Origin of the sequence: Neorhizobium sp. T25_27, assembly GCF_002968565.1 — a bacterium.
Taxonomy (GTDB): Bacteria; Pseudomonadota; Alphaproteobacteria; order Rhizobiales; family Rhizobiaceae; genus Neorhizobium; species Neorhizobium tomejilense.
In genome coordinates, this window is the sequence record NZ_PVBJ01000001.1 from 492,295 (window position 1) to 516,034 (window position 23,740).

A 23,740-nucleotide genomic window follows, 5' to 3' on the forward strand; every position below is an offset into this window, starting at 1 on the left:
GCTTATAGGCAGGGACGGTTTGAGAGTTCAGTTCGATAAGCTCGGCATCGTCATCGCCCTTCTAGCCGCTTACGGCTCGCTCTGGGCGTCGTTTGCGACGCTCAAGCCCAATCGGATCGTACAGGGCCAGGCGGAGGCGATGCTTCAGTCGCTGCCGGCTTGGGCGGGCTGGGGCCTGATCGGCGTGCTAGTTCTTGCGACCGCAGCAGCACTTTTTCGCACGTCACCCTGGATAAAGCTGGTCGCCGCCGTCGCAGCACTTGCGGCGCTGACGCTTTCGATCGGTTACGCCGCGACATTCCTGACGCCGGCCGGCAATACCTATGCCCGCGTCTCCCCCGCCTCGGGCTTCTGGATCCTTCTGTTCGCCTTTGCGCTTCTGGCTGCCGATGCGATCACGCGACTTGATCCTCCGCCGGGGATGCGGGTCCTGTTTCTGGTCCTGGCAGCGGCTGCGATCGGCGGGCTGCTGATGTCGGGAAGCTGGAACGGGCTGTCGATCATGAAGGAATATTCCGGCCGCGCCGATGTCTTCTGGGTCGAAGCGGGCAAGCATGTCGAATTGGCGCTTGGCTCGCTGTTTGCCGCAGTCCTGGTCGGGCTGCCGCTCGGCATCCTCTGTCATCGGGTGGCACCGCTGAGGGACGGCGTGCTCAACACGCTGAACCTCGTCCAGACCATCCCCTCGATCGCGCTTTTCGGCCTGTTGATCGCGCCGCTCGGCTGGATCGCCGCCAATGTGCCGGGGGCTGCGGCGATCGGCATCCGCGGCATCGGGGGAGCGCCTGCCTTTGTCGCGCTGTTTCTCTATTCGCTGCTGCCTGTCGTCGCCAACACCGTCGTCGGGCTTGCGGGCGTGCCGCGCGCGGCAAACGACGCTGCCCGTGGCATCGGCATGACCGGCCGGCAGCGGCTGTTCAAGATCGAGTTCCCGTTGGCGCTGCCGGTGATCCTGACCGCGATCCGCATCGTGCTCGTCCAGAATATCGGCATGGCGACAATTGCTGCGCTGATCGGCGGCGGCGGTTTCGGCGTCTTCGTCTTCCAGGGCATCGGCCAGACAGCGATGGACCTGGTGCTACTCGGTGCCGTGCCGACGGTGGCGCTCGCCTTTGCTTCGGCCGTCGTCCTCGACGCGCTGATCGAAATGAACTCCCGCGTTCCCAACGGAGCCAGATCCGCATGATCGAGATCGACGCCATCACCAAGCGCTATGACGGCAGCACCGTCGTCGACAATGTCTCGATGGTGATCGAGCCGCGCACCGTCACGGTCGTCGTCGGCACATCCGGCTCCGGCAAGACGACACTGGTCCGGATGATCAACCGGCTGGTGGAGGCGACCGAAGGAGCCATCCGGCTCGACGGGGAGGACAACCGGTCCATCCCGGGCTACGAGTTGCGGCGCCGGATCGGCTACGCAATCCAGGGCCATGGGCTTTTCCCGCACCGGACGGTGGCGCAGAACATTGCGACGGTGCCCGGCCTGCTCGGCTGGACGAAGGCCCGCACCGAGGCCAAGGTCGAGGAATTGCTGACGCTCTTCCAGCTCGAGCCGAAGACGTTCGGGCCGCGTTATCCGCACGAACTCTCCGGCGGCCAGCAGCAGCGCGTCGGGGTGGCGCGGGCGCTAGCCGCCGAACCGAACGTGCTGTTGATGGACGAGCCCTTCGGGGCGCTCGATCCGATCATCCGGTCCAAGGCACAGGAAGATCTGCTGGCGATCCAGAAACATTTCGGCACGACGATCGTGCTCGTCACCCATGACATGAACGAGGCTTTCCATCTCGCTGATAAGATTGCCGTGATGGACAAGGGCAGGGTGGTGCAATACGGGCCGCCGGCCGAACTCGTCCGTGCACCGGCCACACCCTTCGTCGAGACGCTGATCGGCGATGCGGAACGGCCGTTCCGGCTGCTTTCGATCGCAAAGACCGGCGCTGCGGCAGAGCCGGGCGAGGCGGAGGGCGAGCCGATCAGGGAGGACAGGAGCCAGCAGGAAGCGCTTGCCGATCTCATCTGGAGCGGCCGGGATGCGCTTCCGGTCATCTCCAGGAGCGGCGCTCCGATGGGGCGGGTGACGCTCGATGCGATCCTCAGGCGCGCCGCGAGGCCGCGATGAGGGCTTGGGTGCCGACCATCCTGCGCAGCCTTCTGCTTTTCGTGCTGATCACCTTCCTGGTATCACCGGGCAGTTTCGAGCCGCTGTTAAAACCCCTCGTGCAGCCGAACGCGCCGGCGATCTACAATCAGGGTAGCCTGCTCAGCCTGACGCTACTGCATCTGCGGACGGTCTTGATCGCGACATTGGCGGCGACGATCATCGCCGTGCTGCTGGCGATCCTCGTTACCCGGCCGTTCGGGGCGGAGTTCCTGGCGCTGTCCCGCAGCCTCGTCAACATCGGCCAGACGTTTCCGCCTGTCGCGGTTCTGGCGCTTGCCGTGCCGGCTGTCGGTTTCGGCGAAAAGCCGACGCTGATCGCGCTGTTTCTCTACGGGCTTCTGCCAATCTTTGAAAACACGCTGACCGCGCTCACCAATCTGCCGCGATCGGTGATGGAGGCGGCGCGTGGTTCCGGCATGACACCTCTCCAGCGGCTCATTCAGGTCGAGTTGCCGCTGTCCTTGCCGGTGGTCGTCGCCGGCATCCGGCTTTCGGTGGTGATCAGTCTCGCCACGGCGACGATCGGTTCGACGGTTGCGGCAAAGACTCTCGGCGAAGTGATCATCGCCGGACTGCAATCCAACAACCTCGCCTTCGTGCTGCAGGGCGGACTGATCGTCGGCGCGCTGGCCGTGCTGATCTATGATGGGCTCTCGGCGATCGAGGCCATGATCGCCCGCCGGACGGGTGCGGCCTAGCCGTGGCTGGAATCGGTCGGCACGACCGGTTCGACATCCTGTTTCAGGTTGCCGCGATGGAAGATGAACAGGCCGGCGATGACGATGATGCCGGCGCCGATCCAGGTCTGCGCATCCGGCAGGTCACCGAAGAACAACCAGCCGAGAATGACCGCCCAGACCAGCAGCGTATATTGGAGCGGCGCCAGTACCGAGGCCGGGGCGAGTTTCAATGAGCGGGTGATCAGGAGATGGGCGATGCAGGCGACCACGCCGAGCAGCAACAGCGCCAGCAACTCGCCGGTATTGAACGGGCTCCAGTGGCCGATGCTGAGAAATATCCCGGCGATCAGGCCCGCAATCGTCTGCCAGGTGACGAGCGTCGCATCGGTCGTGGCGCGCAGCCAGCGGTTCAGGACGAGGGTGAGCGCGAAGGACAGGCTGCCAATAAGGCCAAAGACAGAGGGCCATGCCAGCATTTCGGAAGAAGGCCGCAGCGCAATCACCACCCCGACGAACCCAATGAGGACGGCAAGCCAGCGTCGCCAGCCGATCCGCTCGCCGAGCAGGAAATGCGAAAGGGCCGCCACATAGATCGGCCCTGCCATGTAGAAGGTCATCACGTCGGCGAGTGGCAGATAGGCGACGGCGGCGTAGAAGAGGGCCAGATCTCCGGTGGCGAACAGCACGCGCAGCACTTGGAGCGGCATCCGCTCGACTTTGTACAGGGCCGATACCGGCTGGCGGGCGATCATCGGACCAAGGATGAAGAAGGCGCCGAACGAGCGGATCACCAGGATCTGGCCGACCGAGAAGCTGGCGACCAGCCATTTGCCCATGGCGTCGTTGAGCGAAAACATGAAGGCGCCGAGCAGAAACAGCAGGACGCCGGCCAGCACGGCGTTGCTGCCGAAAGCGGAAGAGGCTCTTTTGTCCATGATGCTTTAGAGTCCCCCCGACTCTGATCCTGCAATTTCGAAAGCCGGGACTTACCCGGCGAGCCGACCACCTTGCAAGGGCTTTGGTGCACCGGTGGTTGTGCGAAAACTGATCGGCAGGCCGCGCAATACGCGCACCGCGAGGAACGCGAAACATTCGGCCTCGACAGCATCGCCGCGCCAGCCGAGCGTATCCGCGGAAACGGCCTTCACGCCGGCACGGCTTTCGAGCATCGACATGATCGTCGGGTTGTGGCGGCCGCCGCCGCTGACAATCAAGCGTTTCGGCCGGTGGGGCAAAAGATCAAGTGCCTTACCGACCGCGGACGCCGTGAAGGCCGAAAGGGTTGCTGCGCCGGTGGCATCGTCGAGACCGTCCGCCATGGCGGCGGTGAAATCGAAACGATCGAGCGATTTCGGATAGGGCGCCGTGAGATAGGGATGCTCGAGGAGCTTTGCGAGGCGGTCCTCGTCGACCTTGCCGGAGGCGCCGAGCGCGCCGTTGCGGTCCATCTCGCCGAGGCCCCGTGCCTTGATAAAATCGTTGAGCGGTGCATTGGCCGGGCCGGTGTCGAAGGCGATCATCAGATCCTTGCCGTCCCACCAGGTGACGTTGGCGACACCGCCGAGATTGAGCACCGCCGTATCGCCGCTGGTATCGACGCCGCGCAGCAGAGCCGAATGATAGGCGGCGGCAAGCGGTGCGCCCTGTCCGCCAGCGCGTACATCCGCCGAGCGAAAGTCGTAGGCGACTTTGGTGCCGAGGATTGAGGCCATCAGCTCGCCATCGCCGAGCTGGCGGGTGTCGCCGAGCCTGTCTTTGGTGGGTGCTCGGTGCAGCACGCTCTGGCCATGGAAACCGACGATGCCGATATCGGCCATGGTCAGCCCCGTGCTTTCGACCAGCTCCCTGACGGCGTAGGACTGCGCCTTTGTGAGCGCCTGTTCGGCTTCACGGAATATCGCCGGATCCGGTCCTTCGAAATTCCAGACGCGGGCCTGAGCGAGCGTCTCCTCCAGGAGGGTGCGGATTTCCGGCGGGTAGGGGGCGAGCGTATAGGCGCCAAACGTGTCGATCGTCTCGCCGTCCGTCTTCAGGAGCGCCACGTCGATATTGCCGTCGAGAACGGTTCCGGTCATCAGGCCGACAGCCCAGATTGGCTCCATGATCAGCTCCTCAGGTTTGGTTCACGAGATTGCAGACCGCCTGCCTGAGCGGCAGGATTCCGCTGTCGAAATGGCGGGTTGGGTGGATGCGGTTGGTGAGAAGGATCACGGCACGGTCCCTGTCGAAATCGATCAGCAGGCTTGTGCCGGTAAAGCCCGTATGGCCGATCGTTCCGGGACTGCATAGATTGCCACCCCACCAGTCGACATAGGGCTGCTCCCAGCCATGGGTCCGCCGGTTCGAAAGTGGTGCGCGCATCAGCGCGATCGCATTCCTGGATGCCCCGGTGCCGTCGAGCAGGCTTTCGGCGAAATCCAGAACCGACATCACCGTGCCGAACAGGCCCGCGTGGCCGGAACCCTGCAGCGCCGCGCAATTTTCGTCGTGCGCTTCGCCCGACAGGATCCGCTGCCGCCAGGCGCAGTCTTCGGTGGCGGCGGAATTTTCCGGATCGGCAGACCAGGCGAAGCCCCGGCCGGGATCGAGGTCGCGGATCGGCTTCTTCGCCAGCCGTTCGAGCGCGAAACCGAGCAGGATGAAGTTGATGTCGGAATAGACCGGCGGACCGGCCTTCCATTCCCGCTGCAGGATAAAGGCGCGGAGCAGGTCCGGATCGCGGCCGTAGGTGTAGATCGGCTCGACACCCGGGAACGGCGTCTGATGGCCGAGGCACTGGCGGAAGGTGATCTTCCGCTCCCAGGCCTCTGCATTGTATTGGCGCAGGTCCGGCAGCAGGGTGGTGAGCGGCGCGTCGAGATCGATCGTGCCGTCGTCGGCGAGCTTCAGGATACGCGTCGTGGTGAAGATCACCTTGGTGAGCGAGGCGAGATCGAACCAGGTATCCACGGTCATCGGACGTTCAACCGGAATAACCTGCGCCGAGCCGACGGCTCGGGTCATGCGCCCATGTTTCAGGTCGACGATGCCGAGCACTCCGCCCGGAATGCGCCTGGCGGCGACGGATTGTTCGAGCGGGGCGAAGGCGCGCTCGAAGACGGCGGCAAGTTCGGGACTGGCGGAAGCTTTGTCTTTCATATCGTTACATCCTCAGGCTTCCGCCCGCGCCCGGTGATCCGGTCCATAGGCCTGCCACTCGGCGGGCGGCGGCTCAAAACCCGGTGGCCGAACCAGAGACGGGACCAGGCGGGTATCGAGTTCGAAATGCTGGTTGCGGCGCTCGATGCTCGGTACGGCGGAGATCAGCCGCTTGGTATAGGAATGCTGCGGGCTGGACAGGACCGACGCGGCATTGCCGATCTCGACGATCTGGCCAGCATAAAGCACGGCGATGCGGTGGGCGATACGTTCGACGACCGCCATGTCGTGCGATACGAAAAGATAAGCGAGGCCATATTCGTGCTGCAGGTCGACCAGCAGTTCCAGCACCTTGGCCTGGACGGAGACGTCCAGCGCCGAAACCGCCTCGTCGAGCACGACGATCGACGGATTGAGCATCAGCGCGCGGGCGATGCAGAGGCGCTGGCGCTGGCCACCGGAGAACTCGTGCGGGTAGCGCAGCAGACTGTTTTCGGGCAGGCCGACGCGCTTCAGCAGCGCCACCATCTTTTCCTGCGTTCCGGTATCGATCCGGCCACCGGCGGCGATCACCGGTTCGGCAAGGATGCTGTCGATCCGCAGGCGCGGATTGAGCGAGGCGTAGGGGTTCTGGAAGACCATCTGCACGGAGGGGTCGCTGCCGTCGACGATCGTTCCGTTGTTGGCGGAGAAGCTGCCGCGCGTCGGCTTCACGAGCCCCAGGATGGCGCGGGCGGTCGTCGACTTGCCGGAGCCGCTTTCGCCGACGATCGCCAGCGTTTCGCCCGGCATCAGGTCGAAGCCGACATTCTCGACGGCATGGACAGAGCCCGGCGAACGGCTGAGAATGCTGCCTGCCACCTTGAAGCGCACCGTCAGGCCATCGACCGTCAGCGCGGGCGCGATCACCTCGGACTGCGTGCGGCTGAAATCGGAACGGGCGGCGCCGCCGGATTCGAAATGCGGCACGGCGCTGAGCAGGTGTTGGGTATAGGGATGTTTCGGCTGGTCGAGGACGTCGCCGAGCGGGCCCTGCTCGACCGCTTCGCCGGCCTGCATGACCATGACCTTGTCGGCAATGCCGGCGACGAGGCCGATGTCGTGGGTGATGAAGATCATCCCCATGTCGGTCTCGCGTTTCAATTCGCCGAGCAGCGCCATGATCTGCGCCTGCACCGTCACGTCGAGCGCCGTCGTCGGCTCGTCGGCGATCAGCAGGCGCGGATTGCAGGCGAGCGCCATGGCGATCATGACGCGCTGGAGCATGCCGCCGGAAAGCTGGTTCGGCGTGTATTTAAGGCGCCGCGCGGCGTCCGGGATGCGCACCCGGTCGAGCGCGTCCTTGGCCGCGGCCGTCGCCTGACGTCCGGTCAACCCGCGATGCAGGCGAAACGATTCCTCGATCTGGCGGCCGATCGTCAGCACAGGGTTCAGCGAAGTCATCGGTTCCTGGAAGATCATGCCGATCTCGGAACCGCGGATTTTTTCGAGCACCGGCTCTTCAGCCTTGGTGATGTCGAGCACGCTGCCATCGGCCCGTCTCAGCGTGATCGAACCGCCGATGATCCGGCCGCCGCCGAAATCGACCAACCGGTTGATAGAGAGCGCCGTGACCGATTTGCCGGAGCCGCTTTCGCCGACGATCGCCAGCGTCTCGCCGGCGTCGAGGTTGAAGCTGACGCCCTTGACGATCTCGTTCTGCTTCGGATCACGCCCGAAGCCCACACGCAGGCCGGATACCGAGAGAAGCGATGTCATTGCGCGGACCTCCGCGTCTTGGGGTCGAGGATGTCGCGCAGGGCATCACCGAGCAGGTTGAAGCCGAGAATGCTGATCATGATGGCGACCGCCGGGAAGATCAGCAGCCAGGGCGCGTTTTCCATCAGGTTGCGACTGTCGGCGAGCATGAGGCCGAGCGAGGATGCAGGCGGCTGGGTGCCGAGGCCGAGGAAGCTCAAGCCGGCCTCGGTCAGCAGCGACCAGGCGAGCGCCAGCGTCACCTGAACGGTCAGTGGCGCCACCAGGTTGAGGAGCAGATGCCGGGTCAGGATATAGCGTCGGCTCGAACCGAAGGTGCGGGCAGCATCGACGAACTCGCGGGCCTTGATCGAGAGCGCTGGACCGCGCACGACGCGAGTAAAGATCGGCGTGTAGACGATGGCGATCGCAGCGACGCTCGTCCAGGTGCCGGGGCCGACAACGGCGATGATCAGGAGCGCGAGCAGGATGGCCGGGAAAGCAAGGAGCACGTCCATGATGCGCATGACCAGGCCATCCCAGGCCTTGCCGAACCAGGCGGCCGTGAGGCCGAGCACGGTTCCGGCAAACGTCGCGATCGCCACCGAGCAGAAGGCGACGAGGAAGGACTGGCCGATGCCGTTCATCAGCCGGCTGGCGACATCGCGGCCGAACAGGTCGGTGCCCATCCAGTAGGCCGCGTTCGGCGCATGCAGGCGGTCGATGCGGAACTGCTGCAGCGGATTGTGAGGCGTGATGCCGGACATGCCGAGCAGCGCGACGATCACATAGATCACCACGATCGTACCGCCGATCCTGCCGCTGGAATGGCTGAAAATTGCGCGCAGAATCGACATCAGTTGCCCTCACCGAGCCGGATGCGCGGATCGAGCGTCACATAGGCGAGGTCGACGAGCAGGTTGACCACCATGAAGTTGAAGGCAATGAACAACACGCAGCCCTGCACCAGCGCATAATCGCGCTGCAGGATCGCTTCGAGCACCAGTCGGCCGAGGCCGGGCAGGGCGTAGATCTGCTCGACGAGCACTGCGCCGCCGAGCAAATAGCCGAATTCGACGCCGCTCAGGGTGACGACCGGGATCAGTGCGTTCGGCAAGGCATGGCGCCAGATGACGCTGCGTTTCGGCACGCCCTTGGAGCGGGCGGTGCGGACATAGTCGTCGGAGAGGACATCCAGCATGGCGGAGCGGGAGATGCGGGTGACGGAGGCGGCGAAGGCGAAACCGAGCGTGATCGCCGGCAGGATCATCTGGCCGAGATTGCGCAAGGGGTCGGTCAGGAACGGCGTGAACTCGCCCATGGCCGGCAGGATGCCGAAACCGGCCGACAGCGCATAGATGATCAGCAGGCCGACGACGAAATTGGGTGTCGACTGGCCGATCATCGCGAAGATGCGTACCGCCAGATCGGACATTTTTTCGTTGCGGGTGGCGGCGAATACGCCCGCCGGCAGGCCGACGAGCAGCGCCACGCACATGGACATCAATGCGAGCTGCAGCGTCAGCGGGAAACGTTCGAGGATGATGGTGAGAGCCGGCTTGCCGTGGATCACCGAAATGCCGAGATCGCCCTGGACGACCCCAAGAAGCCAGCTCCAGTATTGCACCAGGATCGGTTTGTCGATGCCGAAATAGGCCGAGAGCGCGGCCCTCTGCGCCGGCGTCAGCAGGCCGGCTTCGGTGCCGAGCATCGCGGTGATCGCGTCACCCGGCACCAATCGAATTGCGACGAACACGAGGACGGAGACCCCGAGCATCACGAGCGGAAACGTCAACAGCCGTCGCGCCAGGTAACTCATTCGCCCACCAACCTCGTATCCGTCATGCTTTCGCGATTACTGCAACGTGACCTTGCTCAGGCCGAACAGCGAGCCTTCCGGCGTCGGCACGAAGCCCTGCACGTTCTTCTGCTGTGCCGTATAGCTGTAAGACGTGTAGAGCCAGGCCCAGGGGGCGACTTCGACGAGGTGCTTTTCGAAGTCGGCGAAGATGACCTTGCGCTTGGCAGGGTCGGTCTCGACGCGGCCCTTCTGCATCAGGCTGTCGAGCGTGTCGTCGATGTAGTTGGTGACCTTCTGCAGGTTGCCGGTCTTGGTCCAGTAACGGTTGTACATAGAATAAGGATCGGCACGGCCACCGTTCAGCGCCACCGCCATATCGAAGTCGCCCTTCAGCCAGGCGTCGACATAGACGTTGAGCTCCATCATCTTGATGTTGAGCTTGACGCCGATTTCGGCGAGTTGGGACTGGAGGACCTGCGCTTCTGCGGCAGCGGTCGCGGGTTCGCCATTGGCGGCGATCACGGTCGCGGTAAAGCCGTTCGCAAAACCCGCGTCAGCCATCAGCTTCTTCGCCTTTGCGATATCCTGCTTGTAGCAGAACAGCGTGCTGGCGTCGGACGTGTAGCCGGGCATCGTCAGGGGGCCGGTGACCTTACCTTCGCCGACCGAAGCCGTGTCGAGCACGTCCTTGCGGTCGATGGCGCAGGAGATTGCCTGGCGCACGGCGAGAACGTCCATCGGCTTGCGGGACGGGTTCATCTGCAGGACGTGGTAGGCGAGAACCGGCGTGCGGTTGAGCACAAGGCTAGGCTCCTTGGGCACGAGGGTTGCGACCAGCGGATCGTTGATCAGCGCGAAATCGACCTGCTTGGTGCGAAGCGCCGCAAGGATAGCGGTCTCGTCCGGCAGGACGCTGATGTCGATGCCGTCGATCGCGACCTTGCCACCGGCCCAATCCTTGTTGGCGGAGAGCGTTTCCTTGGAATTAGGCTCCCACTTGTCGAGCTTGAACGGGCCGGAGCCGAGCGCCTTGGTGCCGATGGTGCCGGCAGCGATTTCAGCGGCCGGTACGATGGCGGCGTTGATGCTCGCCATGGCGGTCAGGAGCGGCACGTCCGGCTGCGACAGCTTGAAGACGACGGTCGTCTGGTCCGGAGTCTCGATCGAGGCGATCGACAGGAAGTTGGCGCGCGCGGCGGCGGCGGTCTTTTCGTCGAGAAGGCGCTCGAACGAGGCCTTCACGTCGGCGGCGGTCACCAGCTTGCCGTCCTGGAATTTTGCGTTCGGATTAAGCTTGAAGGTCAGTTGCTTGGCGTCGGCTGCAAATTCCCAGGAGGCTGCGACGGCCGGGACGATCTGCAAATCCTTGTTGAGGCGGACGAGCGGCTCGTAGATCAGTTCCAGCAGGCGGATCGAGGAAAATGCAGTCTGCTTGTGCGGATCAAGCCCGGTCGCATCCTGCTTCCAGGCCATTTTCAGCGACGCGGCCGATGCCGGCGAGGCGATCGCGGTGGCGCCGATGGTGACGGCCAGCGCAAGGCCGGACAGCAGTTTAGTCGAAAGATGTCTTCCCATTTTGATTCTCCCTCTTTTGATATCTGTTCGTTGTCTCGACCCCAGCCATATTCGAGCAGCGGCCCGTCATTCAGCAGCTTTACGCTGTCTTCCCATCAATTGCCTTGCGGAGGAAGCCTCCAGCATCGTCGAGCGCCACGCGCGCCGTATCGACATCCATTCCCGTCAGCGCGATCAGGATCGCCAGTTTGACGTCGTTGCCGGTGAGGTCAAGCACGCGGCGCGCCTCTTCCGTCGTACAGCCGGTCGCCTGCATGACGATGCGGGCGGCGCGGGCGACGAGCTTCTGGTTGCTGGCATGCAGGTCGACCATCAGGTTCTGATAGCTCTTGCCGATGCGGATCATGCTCGCCGTGGTCAGCATGTTGAGCACGAGCTTCTGGGCGGTGCCGGACTTCAGCCGCGTCGAGCCGGTGAGGATTTCCGGGCCGACCACCGGCGAGATGGCAATATCGGCAATGTCGGCGATAACGGCGTCGGGATTGCAGGAGAGGGCGACCGTCTTCGCTCCAAGCCCCTTGGCATAGTTCAGGGCGCCGATGACGTAAGGGGTGCGGCCGCTGACGGCGATGCCGACAACGACGTCGTCTGCGGTTAGCCCGATGTCGACGAGATCCTGCTGGCCCTGTTCCGGGCTGTCCTCGGCACCTTCGACGGCGTGCTGCAGGGCGTGGCTGCCGCCGGCGATCAGGCCGACGACCATGCCTTCGGGGACGCTGAAAGTCGGGGGGCATTCGGAAGCATCGAGTACGCCGAGGCGGCCGCTGGTGCCGGCACCGATATAGACCAGCCGCGCGCCCTTCTGGAAAGCGCGAACGATTTCTTCCACGGCCTCGGCGATCTGCGGGATCACCTTCTCGACGGCTGCGGGAACGCCCTGATCTTCCTCGTTTATTTCACGCAGGACATCGACTGTCGGCAGCAGATCGATATCCATGGAGCGGGGATTGCGGTCTTCCGAAACCAATCTTTCCAGTTCGGATATCAGCCGTTCGTCGCTCATGACCCTGCCTTCGAGATCAGAGTGCGGTGCAGCGCTTCGCAGGATCGGCGTCATACGATGTTGCTCCTCACCCTTTGTTACTCTTTCTCAAAGGATTAGGATCATCCATTCCATGAGTCAATTGAAAATTGGAATATATTATTCCATATCACCCAGCCTTTTCAGTAGGCAGGATCGCGGTTCAGGAGGCTTTGACAGCTTGGCGGGCGAGGATGATCGCGCCTGAGACGGCATCGCCGTCGGCGGGCTTCAGGCGGCGGCGGACGTCGGGCGCCAGCCAGGCCTCGAGCGGGCTCGACAGGCCGCCAAGCAGGGTAACGCGCGGCGCGCCTTGATCGAACAGCGTGCGGACCAGCGTGTCGATCTGCTCGGCAGCACTTTGGACGATGCGACGGCCGGCGGAATCACCCTGGTCCGCATGCCGCATCACCATCGGCGCAAGCGAGGCATAGTCGGTGGCGGACGAACGATCCATCCAGGCTATGGCTTCGAAAGGATCGTTCTGGAAGCGCTGCATGACCTCGATCAGCAGAGCGGTTTTTTCGATCCGTCCGTCATGCGCGCGAAGCGCCAGCTGCACAGCTTTGAGGCCGAGATCTGCGCCGCTTCCTTCATCGGAAATGGGAAATCCGTAACCACCGACGCGCAGGCTGCGGCCTTCGGCAAAACCGAGACCGATCGAGCCGGTGCCGGCGATGACGATCGCGCCGTCACGGCCGGAATGGGCGCCGAGGCAGGCCCCCATTCCGTCGCTGACGAAATCGATGCTGGCGAACGAGTGCGGGATCGCCTTCAAGGCCTCGACCGAACCCTTGCGGCCGGTGCCGGCAAGCCCGATGCCCACATGGGTGCGGCCTATCTCGTCAGACCCGAACCCGGCCTCGTCGAAGGCGGCATTGAACGCGCGCGAGATCGAGGCCCAGGCCTGTTCGATGCCGAGCCGCGTCGTGGCAGGGCCGGAAAGACCCTGTCCAAGAACGGAGCCGGATTCGTCCTCGATACGGGCGCGGCAGCCGGTACCGCCGCCATCGACACCCAGGAAAAAGCGTTCGGTTCCGGCCGTCATGCGCTGATCCGCTCGATATCCGCTCCGCACTGGCCAAGCTTGCGGTCGAGTTGTTCGTAACCACGGTCGAGGTGGTACACCCGGTTGATGGTCGTTTCGCCCGACGAGACCAGCCCGGCGAGTACAAGCGAGACGGAGGCGCGCAGATCCGTCGCCATCACTTGCGCGCCCTTCAATGGGGCGCCGCCGCGTACCAGTGCGGTGGTGCCTTGTAGTGCGATATTGGCGCCGAGGCGCATCAACTCCGGCACGTGCATGAAACGGCTTTCGAAGACGGTTTCGCGGATCAGTGAAGCGCCTTCAGCACAGGCGGCGAGCGCCATGAACTGCGCCTGCAGATCGGTCGGGAAACCCGGATAGGGCTCGGTGGTGATATCCGTCGCCCTTAGCGGACCTTCGCGAGAAACGACAAGGCCGCGATCGCTCGGCCAGATGCTGACGCCCATCGCCTCCAGCACCTGCACGATGGAGGCCATGTTTTCCAGCCGTGCGTTGGTCAGCTCCAGCATGCCCCCGGTGATGGCGGCTGCCACGGCGTAGGTTCCGGCTTCGATGCGGTCGGGAATGCCGTGATGTTTCGCCGGTTGCCAGGTGGTTGAGCCCTGGACCAGGATGCGGTGGGTGCCGGCGCCTTCGATGCGTGCGCCCATGGCGATCAGGCAGGCGGCGAGATCGGCGACTTCGGGTTCGCGGGCGGCGTTGAGAATCTCGGTTTCGCCCCTGGCGGCGGTGGCGGCCATCATCGCCGTCTCCGTGGCGCCGACGGAGGGGGAGGGAAGCACGATGCGGCCACCCTTCAATCCGCCCGGTGCCGAGGCGACGATCAGGCCGTTCTCGATATCGATGTCCGCCCCCAACGCGGCGAGCGCCTTGATATGCATGTCGACCGGGCGCGCGCCAATGGCGCAGCCACCCGGCAGCGATACGCGTGCCTGGCCGAAGCGGGCGAGCAGCGGTGCAAGGACGAGCACGGTGGCGCGCATCTTGCGAACGGTGTCGTAGGAGGTTTCTTTCGAGGCGATTGCCTTGGCATCGACGATGGTGGAATGGCCGGTGCGGGTGACGGCGGCGCCATGCAGCTCGACGACCCCCAGCATGTTTTCCACATCGCTGACCTGTGGCAGATTGGTGAGTTCGACCGGGTAGGGGCTCAGCAACGTCGCCGCGATCTGCGGGAGCGCCGCGTTTTTCGCCCCGGCAATGGTGACGGCTCCCTGGAGCCGATGACCGCCGACGATCCGTAATCTGTCCATGACGAAACCTGTCGAAGAGGTGCGGTGAATCTCAAATCAATCTGCGCTTCCTGGAAACTAAACTACGGCGCGTCTCTGTCAATCATTCGGAATTTTTTATTCCTTTGTGCGGCATTATCTGCGATAATCCATCCTCGGCTCGGGAATGGAAACGCTGTTGCGGAGGACCGTTCCGGTGATATCCTCCACCCGACCCAAGGCCGTATCGCGGAGCTTCCGAAGGAACGCATGTCAGTCTTAAAGAAGATCAACGCGCAGCTCGAGGATATGGCACCGGCAGACCGGGAGATCGGCCAGTTCATCCTCGACAATCCGGACCAGATGCTGCGGCTTTCCTCGGCAGCGCTTGCGGCCGAGACGGGGCGCAGCCAGTCGAGCGTCGTGAAGTTCAGCCAGAAGCTGGGTTTTGCCGGATACCAGGAGCTGAAACTCGCCGTCAGCGAGGCGAAGGCGCAGGAATGGCATGCGCCTCCCGGCATGATCCACGGCTCGATCGAGGTCGGGGACAGTTATCTGACGATCCTGCAGAAGCTGATCGGCAGCAAGATGCTGTCCATGCAGCAGACGCTTGCGGTCAACAATGAGCAGGAGATCGAGCGGGCCCTGACGGCTCTCAACGATGCGCGGCGCATCCATATGGCCGGCGTCGGGGCATCGTCGCTGGTCGCCCGCGACTTTTCCTACAAGCTGATGAAGCTCGGGCGCAACGTGCTGCATGACAGCGACAGCCATGTGCAGATGGCGAATGTCTCGACGCTCAACAGCCAGGACGTGCTGCTGGCGCTTTCCTATTCCGGCACCAGTTTCGAGACGCTGAGGATCGCCGAACTGGCGCGCCAACGCGGCGCGACGGTGATCGCCATTACCGGTCTCAATGGCAATCCGCTGATGCAGGCGGCAGATATCCGACTTTATACGGTCGCGGACGAGGAGCGGGTGCGCTCATCCTCCATCACCGCGCGCGATGCGCAGCTGATGCTGACGGACTTGCTGTTCATCCTGCTGGTCCAACGCCAGCCGGATGCCAACGAATACGTCCACAACAGCGAACTTGCGGTCTCGGTCCTGAAGGCCAAGTGATCCTCGAGTTCACGCGGCCAGGCGATGCTTCAGGCGCATGACCTTAAAGAAACCGTTCGGGAACACGCGACGGATTTCCGCCACCTCGAAATCGCCTCGGCGCTTCGCCCATTCGACAATCCGGGCGATGCGGAAGGACGAGCTCCACCCGACCCGATGCACCAGCGGCGCTACGGCTTCCTCGATCGCCCCTTGCAGACCGCGCCCGTCGCCGAGCTTGCTCGCAACGATGATCTCGCCGCCCGGGCGTAACACGCGGGCGCACTCGTCAAGAGCGCGTTCGGGATCCGGGATCAGCGTGATGACGAAGGGGAGGCAGACGGCGTCGAACGAGCGATCGGCAAATTCGAGATTGTGCGCATCCATGACATGCAGCGACTGGACATGGGAGAGGCCGGCGCGCGCGACCTTCTCGCGCGCCTTGGCGATCATGTGTTCGGAAAGATCGATGCCGGTGACCCGGCAATGGCTCGGATAATAGGGCAATACCAGCCCGGTGCCGACGCCGACTTCGAGGATGTCCCGTCCGGCTTCAGCGGCGAGCTTCGCGACGGTTCGATGCCCGTCGCGCAGCAAGCCTCGATAGACCCGGTCATAGACCGGCGCCCACCGTTCATACACCTTCTGCTGATGTTCGGCGCTGTTGCGGATAACTGCCAAGATCGTCCCCTCCGATTTGCCGCGAATTGGGCTGAAACTCAGGACGAAAACGATAGTTCCGCTTCACGACGGTTTTGCGACGAGGGCTCAGACCTCAGAGGGCACGCATCGCCTCGATGAATTCTCTCGCCTTTTGCCCGATGGAGGCGAGGTCGGCACCCGGCTTATAGAGGGAGGAACCGATGCCGAAACCGGCTGTGCCCGCCTGCGCGTAGACAGCCATATTCTCGGGCGTAACACCGCCGACGGCGAGTACCGGGATATCCTTCGGCAATACTGCCTTCCATGCCTTGATGACATAGGGCGGGATCGCTTCCGCCGGAAAGGCCTTGATGCCGCTGGCGCCGGCCTCGATCGCCGCGAAGGCTTCCGTCGGGGTTGCGACGCCCGGCAGGCTCACCATGCCTGCCGCGCGACTGGCCTTGATGACCTCGACATTCGCGTTCGGCGAGATGATCACCTTGGCGCCGGTCGCGGCGACATCGGCGACCTGGGCAGGTGTCAGTACGGTGCCAGCTCCGATCAGTGCCTGGTCTCCGAAACGTCTGACCAGCTTTTCGATGCTCTTCAGCGGGTCGGGAGAATTCAGCGGGACTTCGATGATCCGCCAGCCGGCCTCGACCAGCACCTCGCCGACGCTTTCAGCCTCCTCCGGCTTGATGCCGCGCAGGATGGCGACGAGATTGCATGCTTTGAGCGCCTCTTCGAAGGTCATCTCGAAACTCCTTTATTGCGCGGCTTCGGCCGCGATCAGCATGATGCCGCGTTTCGCGGCGTTTTCCGAAGCGGGTTCGACCGTCAGGCCGAACAGGGGCGCGATCCGGCCGTAGCGGCTGTTGAGCACGTTGTTGCCGACGATGCCGATCGTATCGCCGTTCTTGAGCCAGCCGGCAGCGCGCGCCTGGCGGAATTCCGAGCCGATGACGAGGCCGGAGACGTAATCGAGGATATTCTCGGGCTTCAATTTGCCGTCGAGAATGCCGGTGCGGGCGCTGAAGATCGCCGACAGGAAGGCATCGGCGGCGGCCGAATCGCTCGCTGCGAATTCCGCCCCGCGATCGAAGCTCTGCCAGTCCGGCTCGGCGCCCGGCTGCGGCTCGAGAGCCTTGGCGATGAACGAATGTTTGGTCAGGAGCGAAAATACCTCGCCGGTCGCGTAGGTCTGGAAACCATCGATGCGGTTGTCCCTGACCCGTGCCCATTTGCTATGGGTGCCGGGCAGGACCAGGGTGCGGTCGCGCCCGAGGCCGTAGCCGACGATCTGGGTTTCCTCGCCACGCATCACATCCGGAAAGGGTTTTGCGGCCGGATCGCGCATGCCGGGCAGGAAGGTGATGACGGCGCCGTTCTGAAGAGAGAGTTTGCGCGTGCCGGCGGCAAGCTCGGCGATCCCGCCGGGCGTGTCCACATAGGGTACTTCGACCCAGCCGTTGCGGCTGGTGATCATGCCGCTTGCCAGGACGGGCAGGGGGCCATGCGCCGAAAACCATTCGCCCACCGTTTCCATCAACGCCTGCTCGAAGGCGCCGTTCTTGACGAACTGGATGCCGCCGCTCGACGTATCGCGGGTATCGAGCGTTTCGCCTGTTTCCGAAACCAGCATGGCGCGCAGCGAACTCGTTCCCCAATCGAGGATGATCGAGGTGGGTTTGGGCATGGTCACATTTCTCCCGAAGCGGCTTTCGCCCCTTCGATAGCCCGTGACGTATCACCCTGTCGAGAGGCGACCCAGCGGAAACCGGCACCGATGTCGGGCGTGACGAGATTTGCGCGCGCCCCGAAAATCTCGAGCGCCGTCTTGTAACGCTCGGCGAGCGCGGCGTGACCGACAATATTGATTTTCCTCGGTTTGTCCTGCCCAAGCGCTTCCGAAATTTCCGCGCCGATCATCAGGCCGGCGAGGTAGTCGGCGATCTCTTCCGGCGCCAGACGGTCGAACAGGACCAGGCTGCGCGCTGAAAAGACGCGGGCGAGGATGCGGCCGGGTAGAGTTTCCTGTTCAAGCGCTGTCTGGACCCCGCGGCGAAAGGCGTCCGGGCGCTCCTCGTACGTCGCGGGGATGAGGCGCGAGACAAGCGAATCCTTCTTGAGCAGATTGAGGATTTCGCCCGACATGTAGGTGGTGATCGCCGTGATGCGGCCGCCCTCCATCGTCACCCATTTGGCATGCGGACCGGGCAGCACGAAGATGCCGTCGGTTTCCGTGAGACCGAAGAGCGACATTTCCTCACCGCGCATCACGTCGGGCAAGGGTTTGGTCTGGGCGATGCCGGGCAGGAAGATCAGCGGCGGCAGACCTTCGACCTCATGCGTAACCGCCTGGGCCAACAAATCCGCAGGCCCAGCCGGCACCGGGGCAAAGGGGCTTTCGATCCAGCCGTTGCGACTGGTGATCATGCCGGAAAACAGGATTTTTTCGGCCCTGTCGATCCACCCGCCCAGCTCCTCGCGGAGCGCGGTCTCGAAACCGCCGGCTGCGACCTTGGTCGTGCCGCGGTCGCTCTTCTTTTCGCCATGCACCGTGTCGTCGTCGAGAAGCAGCGCACGGAAGGCGGCGGAGGTCCATTCGATTGCAATATACATGGGGGAATCATCCTAATAGGCGGGTTTGACCGGGAACCAGTCCTTGCGCTCGGTATCGAGATAAGCGCCGGCAATGCCGGATACGCTGTATTTTTCGAGCAGTTCGACACCCACTTCGACGCCGAGACCCGGGCCTTCCGGCACCTGGAAACGGCCGTCCTTCAGGACCGGCGGATTGGGCGAGATATCGCCGCCGAGATAGGCGCGCTCGGTATCGATGGCGATCGACATGTTCGGCAGCGATGCCGCGAGATGGATATAGGCTGATTGCGACAGGGCCAGTTCCGCGCCGGAATGCAGCGTCACCGGGATGCCGACCGCCTCGCAGATCGCCGCCGCCTTGATCGTCTGCCACAGGCCGCCGGCCTCGTGAGGGTCGAGCAGTACGACATCGGCTGCATTGGCACGGATGATGTTTCCGACATCGGACAGCGTATAGGCGCTTTCGTCGAGCGCGATCGGCACCGTTGAGCGGGCAACGAGCGCCGCATGGCCTGGAAGATCGTCGAGCTCCAGCGGCTGTTCCACATAAGCGGGATCGAAGGCTTTCAGTTTTTCCAGCTGGCGTTTTGCGGTTGCCGGGTTCCAGGCGCCGTTGACGTCGAGCCGCAACGGGTGGTCGCCGATCACCTTCCGCGAAGTCTCGGCGAGCGTGATATCGCTCCTTTCGTCGAAGCCGATCTTCACCTTGAAAGTCGTGTAACCGAGGTCGAGGAAGCGCGTCAGCCGTTCGGAAAGACCCTTAGGATCGTTGGTGAAGAGATAGGCGGCGGCTTCGACATCGTTGTGCCAGCGGCCGCCCCACATGGCATAAAGCGGCAGGTTCGCCTGTTTGCCGAGCGCATCCCACATCGCCATTTCCATGGCGCAGATCGCCATCACTGCGGCGCGCTTGTGGTGATAGAAGCCGGCGCCGAGCACATGGCGGTGGAAACGTTCCGCATCCGCGACCGGGTACCCGATTGCGAGGGGTGCGACGACATCGGCGAAGACTGCGGGCACGTTGGCGATCAGCGAAATGGTCTCGCCCCAGCCGATGATCCCGGCATCCGTCTCAATCCGGCAGATCAGCCGGGTCGTGCCGATTCGCCGCCCGGAACCCCACAGGATGTCCTCGGTGAACGGCATACGGACCAGCCAATGGTCCACTTTGGTGATGCGCAAGATATCCTCCCATGGGCAACTTCCTTGCCGCTTCAGTTTCGCCGTTGACATGGAACTTAGTTCCAAGATAACTCTCTTGGCAAGAGCGAGGCGGCGTGCTGTGGGAGCGGCATCAAAAATCGTCGTCCAGGGAGAGGGCATGGCCAAGGTACAATTGGAAGCGATCGACAAGGAAGTCGCCAATGATACGGGCGGCGTGCCGGGTGTTCAGGCGCTGACGCGCGGCATCCAGATCGTCGATGCCGTGGCGGCGGAAGCCCGCGGCCTGCGCTTCACCGAACTGCTCGACCAGACCCAATTGCCGAAGGGCACGCTGCACCGGCTGCTGCAGGCGCTCGTCGACGAGCGGCTGCTCCACTTCGATACCCGCGACCAAGTCTACCGGCTGGCGCCGCGGTTGTTCCAATGGGCGCACAAGGTCTGGGACAATTTCGATCTGCGCGGCGCGGCCGAACCGGAATTGGCGCGACTTCGCGACCTGACCGGTGAGGCGATTCGTCTCGGCGTGCTCGACGGCGGCAGCGTCCTCTACATCGACCAGCGGGAAGTGCCGCAACCGCTGCGCCTCAACAATGGCGTCGGCTCGCGTGCAGCACCGCATGCCAGCGGCCTCGGCAAGGCGATCCTGGCGCATCTGTCGCTCGAAAAACGCCGCGCGCTGCTCGACGGCATCGAACTGGAACGGCTGACCCCGAACACGATCGTCAATGCCGAGGAGCTGAGTCGCCAGCTCGATCTTACCAAGGCACGTGGCTACGCCGTCTCGGTCGACGAGCAGCATATCGGCATTTCCTCGGTCGCAGCACCCGTCCTCAACCATCGTGGCGAACCGATCGGCGCGATCGGCATTATCGGCCCGTCCTTCCGCCTGCCGGTCGACCGGTTGCACGCTTTCGGCCGCGACGTCATCGAGGCGGCGCGCCGCACATCCGGCAATTTTGGAGAGTTTCCCATGTCGCTTGCGGTCAAGCCGCGTCCTCTCGGCCCCGATCGCGCAGACGTGCGCTGCGTCATTCCGGCAAGCACGTTTCTCGGCGAAGGTCCGCACTGGTCGCCGGAGCACAAGAAGCTCTATTTCGTGGATATCCTGGCGCCTGCCGTCCATACCGGCGATCCCGCCAAGGGCACCTATACATCGATGCAGGTGCCGGAACTGATTGGCTTCGTGATTCCTCGTTCCCGTGGCGGTTTCGTTGCCGCCATGCATGGCGAGATCCGCGGCATCGATCTTTCGACCGGCGACATCACGACGATTTCGCGGCCGGAGGCCGACCGTCCCGGCAATCGCTTCAACGACGGCAAATGCGACCGTCGCGGCAGGCTTTGGGCGGGGACGCTCGCGATCGACACGACGCCGGACCAGGGGCGGCTCTGGAGGATCGACCCGGACGGTCGCTCGCGGGAGATGGATCGCGGTTTCCACGTCTCGAACGGGCTTGGCTGGAGCCCGGACGACCGCACCTTCTACTTCACCGATACCAATCGGCAGACGGTCTATGCCTACGACTTCGATATCGAAAGCGGCGAGGTCGCCAACCGGCGTGTGTTCATTACGGTGCCGGAAGCCGAGGGCAAGCCGGACGGCATGACGGTCGATGCGGAAGGTTTCGTCTGGATCGCCCATTGGGACGGCTGGTGCGTTACCCGCTACGACCCGCAGGGCAAGGTGGAGCGGGTGATCAACCTGCCGATCCCGCGCCCGACGAGCTGCGTCTTCGGCGGTGTCGACATGCAGACCCTGTTCGTGACATCCGCCCGCATCCGGCTTTCGGCAGCCCAACTTTCCGAAGCGCCGCTCTCCGGCAGCGTGTTTTCCATCGATACCGGCATCAAGGGCCAGGCAGCCCAGATGTTCGGGGGCTGAGACATCAAGAGACACTCATGGCCAAGCTTGAACTCAAAGACATCCGTAAATCCTTCGGCTCGGCCGAAGTCCTGAAGGGTATCGACCTGACGGTCGAAGACGGCGAATTCGTCGCCTTCGTCGGCCCGTCCGGCTGCGGAAAATCGACGCTGCTGCGGCTCATCTGCGGGCTCGATGAAATCACCTCGGGCAAGATGGCGATCGACGGCGAACTGGTGAACGACGTGCCGCCGGCCAAGCGCGGCATTGCCATGGTCTTTCAATCCTATGCGCTCTATCCGCATATGACGGTTGCCGAGAACATGGGCTATGCGCTGCGGCTTGCCGGCACGCCAAAGTCGGAAATCAACAGCCGTGTCACCCAGGCCGCCAAGAAACTGCGCATCGACAGCTATCTGGAGCGCAAGCCCCGCCAGCTCTCCGGCGGCCAGCGCCAGCGCGTGGCGATCGGCCGCGCCATCGTTCGCGAACCGCGCATCTTCCTGTTTGACGAGCCGCTTTCCAACCTCGACGCCTCGCTGCGAGTGGAAATGCGTATCGAGATCGCCCGGATGAAGGATACGCTCGGCACGACAATGGTCTACGTCACCCACGACCAGATCGAGGCCATGACGCTGGCCGATAAGATCGTGGTGCTGAATTCCGGCCGTGTCGAACAGATCGGCTCGCCGCTCGATCTCTACAACAAGCCGGTCAACCGCTTCGTAGCGGGCTTCATCGGATCGCCGCGCATGAATTTCCTGAAGCTCGGTGCCAGAAAGGGCGAGGGCGCGTTCACTGTCCCGGGCGGCGAAGTCCGCTTGCCGCGCAACCTGTCTTCAGCGCCGGCTGAGATCGGCATCCGGCCGGAGCATGTGGAGCTGGTGAGCCGTGGCGCCCCGGATTCGCTCGCTGGGACCGTTACCATGACCGAACATCTCGGCAGCGACACCTATGCCTATGTGGCGCTCGAAGGCTCCGAGGAGATGGTTGTCGTGCGGCTTTCCGGCGACCGGGCCGTCAAGCGCGGGGAGCCGATCGGCGTGCACGTCGATCCGGCCATGATCCACGTCTTTTCCGCTGATGGCCTGTCACTGGCTTCGGCGCGTCCAGTCGCCCTGGAGGCCGCATGAGCATCCATCCGGAACTCATCGCAAAGGCCGAGGTCGAGGCCGCCAAGTATCCGAGCCTCAAGGGCAGGGGCGTGCTGATCACCGGCGGCGGTTCGGGTATCGGAGCCTCGCTGGTCGAGCATTTTTGCGCCCAGGGCTGCAGGGTCGGGTTCCTCGACCTTAATGCCAATGTTGCCGACGAGACGGCCGCGGTAGTCGCGAGAAAGACCGGCAACAAGCCGTTCTATGGTACCGCGGACCTGCGCGACATCGACGCCCTGAAGGACGGGATCGAGGCGCTGCGATCCGAAATCGGACCGATCCGTGTCCTCGTCAACAATGCCGGCAATGACGATCGCATGCCGCTCGAAGACGTGACGCCGGACTATTGGGACGAGCGTTTCCAGACCAACCTGCGCCATCAGTTCTTCGCGGTCCAGGCGGTCGTGCCGGAAATGGCGGAGGCTGGCGGCGGGTCGATCATCAATATGGGCTCGATCTCCTGGATGCGCGGTGCGGCCGGGCTGATCTTCTATACGACCGCCAAATCCGCCGTCATGGGCATGACCAAGTCGCTCGCCCGCGAACTGGGGACACGCAATATCCGTGTCAACTCGATCGCGCCCGGCTGGGTGCTGACAGAGCGCCAGGTGGAGCGCGCCAAGCGTGTCTACCAGGGCAAGTTTTCCGAATACCTCGAGGTTCAGTGCCTCAAGGAGCATCTGCTGCCGCCCGATATCGCCCGCATGGCGCTGTTCCTGGCGGCAGACGATTCCCGCCTCATCACATCGCAGACATTCATCGTTGATGGAGGCGTCGTCTAACGAGGGCAAGGCGGATACGGCGCTCGCCGCTTGACCCTTTTCGAGTTGAAACAGAGTT

Annotated in this window: 22 protein-coding genes; 7 read left to right on the plus strand and 15 right to left on the minus strand. The window is 63.6% G+C overall.

What is annotated here, in order from left to right; genetic code table 11:
• Positions 1–19 precede the first annotated feature (19 nt).
• From C5J24_RS02575 to C5J24_RS02585, 3 genes are read left to right on the plus strand one after another with little or no spacing between them, the layout of a single operon-like run.
• Positions 20–1,186 carry an ABC transporter permease gene (locus C5J24_RS02575; RefSeq protein ID WP_105415354.1) on the plus strand — a complete coding sequence of 389 codons (1,167 nt, stop codon included), beginning with the start codon at positions 20–22 and terminating at the stop codon, positions 1,184–1,186.
• Positions 1,183–2,121 carry an ABC transporter ATP-binding protein gene (locus C5J24_RS02580; protein WP_105415356.1) on the plus strand — a complete coding sequence of 313 codons (939 nt, stop codon included), beginning with the start codon at positions 1,183–1,185 and terminating at the stop codon, positions 2,119–2,121. The genes C5J24_RS02575 and C5J24_RS02580 overlap by 4 nt, the downstream gene beginning before the upstream one ends.
• Entirely contained in the window at positions 2,118–2,861 is a 744-nt protein-coding gene (locus C5J24_RS02585; protein ID WP_105415358.1) for an ABC transporter permease, read from the plus strand. The genes C5J24_RS02580 and C5J24_RS02585 overlap by 4 nt, the downstream gene beginning before the upstream one ends.
• On the opposite strand, the gene C5J24_RS02590 is transcribed toward C5J24_RS02585, so the two are convergent.
• From C5J24_RS02590 to murA, 10 genes are all read right to left on the minus strand, one after another.
• Positions 2,858–3,778: a DMT family transporter gene (locus C5J24_RS02590; RefSeq protein WP_105415360.1), complete on the minus strand. Its 921-nt coding sequence runs from the start codon at positions 3,776–3,778 to the stop codon at positions 2,858–2,860. The genes C5J24_RS02585 and C5J24_RS02590 overlap by 4 nt on opposite strands.
• 51 nt (positions 3,779–3,829) lie before the next feature.
• Positions 3,830–4,945 carry an anhydro-N-acetylmuramic acid kinase gene (locus tag C5J24_RS02595; protein WP_105415362.1) on the minus strand — a complete coding sequence of 372 codons (1,116 nt, stop codon included), beginning with the start codon at positions 4,943–4,945 and terminating at the stop codon, positions 3,830–3,832.
• Positions 4,946–4,955: 10 nt separating this feature from the next.
• Positions 4,956–5,981 carry a serine hydrolase gene (locus tag C5J24_RS02600; RefSeq protein WP_105415364.1) on the minus strand — a complete coding sequence of 342 codons (1,026 nt, stop codon included), beginning with the start codon at positions 5,979–5,981 and terminating at the stop codon, positions 4,956–4,958.
• A 12-nt stretch (positions 5,982–5,993) separates the two neighbouring features.
• Complete coding sequence (locus tag C5J24_RS02605; protein WP_105415366.1) at positions 5,994–7,739, minus strand: ABC transporter ATP-binding protein; 1,746 nt, start codon at positions 7,737–7,739, stop codon at positions 5,994–5,996.
• Complete coding sequence (locus C5J24_RS02610; RefSeq protein WP_205836913.1) at positions 7,736–8,575, minus strand: ABC transporter permease; 840 nt, start codon at positions 8,573–8,575, stop codon at positions 7,736–7,738. The genes C5J24_RS02605 and C5J24_RS02610 overlap by 4 nt, the downstream gene beginning before the upstream one ends.
• On the minus strand, positions 8,575–9,537 hold the full coding sequence (locus C5J24_RS02615) for an ABC transporter permease (RefSeq protein ID WP_105415369.1): 963 nt from the start codon (positions 9,535–9,537) through the stop codon (positions 8,575–8,577). Before C5J24_RS02615 ends, C5J24_RS02610 begins: the two co-directional genes overlap by 1 nt.
• 36 nt (positions 9,538–9,573) lie before the next feature.
• A complete protein-coding gene (locus tag C5J24_RS02620) occupies positions 9,574–11,094 on the minus strand; it encodes an ABC transporter substrate-binding protein (protein ID WP_105415371.1) in 1,521 nt (506 codons plus the stop codon).
• A 79-nt stretch (positions 11,095–11,173) separates the two neighbouring features.
• Positions 11,174–12,097: an N-acetylmuramic acid 6-phosphate etherase gene (gene murQ, locus C5J24_RS02625; RefSeq protein WP_046633822.1), complete on the minus strand. Its 924-nt coding sequence runs from the start codon at positions 12,095–12,097 to the stop codon at positions 11,174–11,176.
• Positions 12,098–12,278: 181 nt separating this feature from the next.
• Positions 12,279–13,163, minus strand: a complete 885-nt coding sequence (locus tag C5J24_RS02630) for an N-acetylglucosamine kinase (RefSeq protein WP_105415373.1) — start codon at positions 13,161–13,163, stop codon at positions 12,279–12,281.
• A complete protein-coding gene (gene murA / locus C5J24_RS02635) occupies positions 13,160–14,416 on the minus strand; it encodes a UDP-N-acetylglucosamine 1-carboxyvinyltransferase (protein ID WP_105415375.1) in 1,257 nt (418 codons plus the stop codon). The genes C5J24_RS02630 and murA overlap by 4 nt, the downstream gene beginning before the upstream one ends.
• 228 nt (positions 14,417–14,644) lie before the next feature.
• On the opposite strand from murA, the gene C5J24_RS02640 reads away from it, so the two are divergent.
• Positions 14,645–15,496 carry a MurR/RpiR family transcriptional regulator gene (locus tag C5J24_RS02640; protein WP_038543847.1) on the plus strand — a complete coding sequence of 284 codons (852 nt, stop codon included), beginning with the start codon at positions 14,645–14,647 and terminating at the stop codon, positions 15,494–15,496.
• 9 nt (positions 15,497–15,505) lie between these two features.
• Here the strand turns inward: C5J24_RS02640 and C5J24_RS02645 are convergent, their stop codons facing one another.
• From C5J24_RS02645 to C5J24_RS02665, 5 genes are all read right to left on the minus strand, one after another.
• Positions 15,506–16,156 carry a class I SAM-dependent methyltransferase gene (locus C5J24_RS02645; RefSeq protein WP_105415377.1) on the minus strand — a complete coding sequence of 217 codons (651 nt, stop codon included), beginning with the start codon at positions 16,154–16,156 and terminating at the stop codon, positions 15,506–15,508.
• 94 nt (positions 16,157–16,250) lie between these two features.
• Positions 16,251–16,871: a 2-dehydro-3-deoxy-6-phosphogalactonate aldolase gene (locus tag C5J24_RS02650; protein WP_105415379.1), complete on the minus strand. Its 621-nt coding sequence runs from the start codon at positions 16,869–16,871 to the stop codon at positions 16,251–16,253.
• 12 nt (positions 16,872–16,883) lie between these two features.
• Complete coding sequence (locus C5J24_RS02655) at positions 16,884–17,813, minus strand: 2-dehydro-3-deoxygalactonokinase (RefSeq protein WP_105415381.1); 930 nt, start codon at positions 17,811–17,813, stop codon at positions 16,884–16,886.
• Positions 17,814–17,815: 2 nt separating this feature from the next.
• The gene (locus C5J24_RS02660; RefSeq protein WP_105415383.1) at positions 17,816–18,739 is read right to left on the minus strand and encodes a 2-dehydro-3-deoxygalactonokinase; all 924 of its coding nucleotides are present in this window, start codon (positions 18,737–18,739) and stop codon (positions 17,816–17,818) included.
• Between the two features lie 12 nt (positions 18,740–18,751).
• Positions 18,752–19,903, minus strand: coding sequence for a mandelate racemase/muconate lactonizing enzyme family protein (locus C5J24_RS02665; RefSeq protein ID WP_172723827.1), 1,152 nt, complete (start codon positions 19,901–19,903; stop codon positions 18,752–18,754).
• Positions 19,904–20,042: 139 nt separating this feature from the next.
• Here C5J24_RS02665 and C5J24_RS02670 point away from each other — a divergent pair, with 139 nt between their 5' ends.
• The 3 genes from C5J24_RS02670 to C5J24_RS02680 are packed head-to-tail and all read left to right on the plus strand — an operon-like array spanning position 20,043 to position 23,682.
• Positions 20,043–21,767, plus strand: a complete 1,725-nt coding sequence (locus C5J24_RS02670) for an SMP-30/gluconolactonase/LRE family protein (RefSeq protein WP_172723828.1) — start codon at positions 20,043–20,045, stop codon at positions 21,765–21,767.
• Between the two features lie 17 nt (positions 21,768–21,784).
• Positions 21,785–22,879, plus strand: a complete 1,095-nt coding sequence (locus C5J24_RS02675; protein WP_105415386.1) for an ABC transporter ATP-binding protein — start codon at positions 21,785–21,787, stop codon at positions 22,877–22,879.
• A complete protein-coding gene (locus tag C5J24_RS02680) occupies positions 22,876–23,682 on the plus strand; it encodes an SDR family NAD(P)-dependent oxidoreductase (protein ID WP_105415388.1) in 807 nt (268 codons plus the stop codon). The genes C5J24_RS02675 and C5J24_RS02680 overlap by 4 nt, the downstream gene beginning before the upstream one ends.
• Positions 23,683–23,740 lie beyond the last annotated feature (58 nt).

Excerpts from the sequence above, each read along its gene's own strand:
- C5J24_RS02580 (WP_105415356.1), top strand. The coding sequence starts at position 1,183 with ATGATCGAGATCGACGCCATCACCAAGCGCTATGACGGCAGCACCGTC.
- C5J24_RS02585 (WP_105415358.1), top strand. The coding sequence starts at position 2,118 with ATGAGGGCTTGGGTGCCGACCATCCTGCGCAGCCTTCTGCTTTTCGTG.
- C5J24_RS02590 (WP_105415360.1), bottom strand. The coding sequence starts at position 3,778 with ATGGACAAAAGAGCCTCTTCCGCTTTCGGCAGCAACGCCGTGCTGGCC.
- C5J24_RS02595 (WP_105415362.1), bottom strand. The coding sequence starts at position 4,945 with ATGGAGCCAATCTGGGCTGTCGGCCTGATGACCGGAACCGTTCTCGAC.
- C5J24_RS02600 (WP_105415364.1), bottom strand. The coding sequence starts at position 5,981 with ATGAAAGACAAAGCTTCCGCCAGTCCCGAACTTGCCGCCGTCTTCGAG.
- C5J24_RS02605 (WP_105415366.1), bottom strand. The coding sequence starts at position 7,739 with ATGACATCGCTTCTCTCGGTATCCGGCCTGCGTGTGGGCTTCGGGCGT.
- C5J24_RS02610 (WP_205836913.1), bottom strand. The coding sequence starts at position 8,575 with ATGTCGATTCTGCGCGCAATTTTCAGCCATTCCAGCGGCAGGATCGGC.
- C5J24_RS02615 (WP_105415369.1), bottom strand. The coding sequence starts at position 9,537 with ATGAGTTACCTGGCGCGACGGCTGTTGACGTTTCCGCTCGTGATGCTC.
- C5J24_RS02620 (WP_105415371.1), bottom strand. The coding sequence starts at position 11,094 with ATGGGAAGACATCTTTCGACTAAACTGCTGTCCGGCCTTGCGCTGGCC.
- murQ (WP_046633822.1), bottom strand. The coding sequence starts at position 12,097 with ATGAGCGACGAACGGCTGATATCCGAACTGGAAAGATTGGTTTCGGAA.
- C5J24_RS02630 (WP_105415373.1), bottom strand. The coding sequence starts at position 13,163 with ATGACGGCCGGAACCGAACGCTTTTTCCTGGGTGTCGATGGCGGCGGT.
- murA (WP_105415375.1), bottom strand. The coding sequence starts at position 14,416 with ATGGACAGATTACGGATCGTCGGCGGTCATCGGCTCCAGGGAGCCGTC.
- C5J24_RS02640 (WP_038543847.1), top strand. The coding sequence starts at position 14,645 with ATGTCAGTCTTAAAGAAGATCAACGCGCAGCTCGAGGATATGGCACCG.
- C5J24_RS02650 (WP_105415379.1), bottom strand. The coding sequence starts at position 16,871 with ATGACCTTCGAAGAGGCGCTCAAAGCATGCAATCTCGTCGCCATCCTG.
- C5J24_RS02655 (WP_105415381.1), bottom strand. The coding sequence starts at position 17,813 with ATGCCCAAACCCACCTCGATCATCCTCGATTGGGGAACGAGTTCGCTG.
- C5J24_RS02660 (WP_105415383.1), bottom strand. The coding sequence starts at position 18,739 with ATGTATATTGCAATCGAATGGACCTCCGCCGCCTTCCGTGCGCTGCTT.
- C5J24_RS02670 (WP_172723828.1), top strand. The coding sequence starts at position 20,043 with ATGGCCAAGGTACAATTGGAAGCGATCGACAAGGAAGTCGCCAATGAT.
- C5J24_RS02675 (WP_105415386.1), top strand. The coding sequence starts at position 21,785 with ATGGCCAAGCTTGAACTCAAAGACATCCGTAAATCCTTCGGCTCGGCC.
- C5J24_RS02680 (WP_105415388.1), top strand. The coding sequence starts at position 22,876 with ATGAGCATCCATCCGGAACTCATCGCAAAGGCCGAGGTCGAGGCCGCC.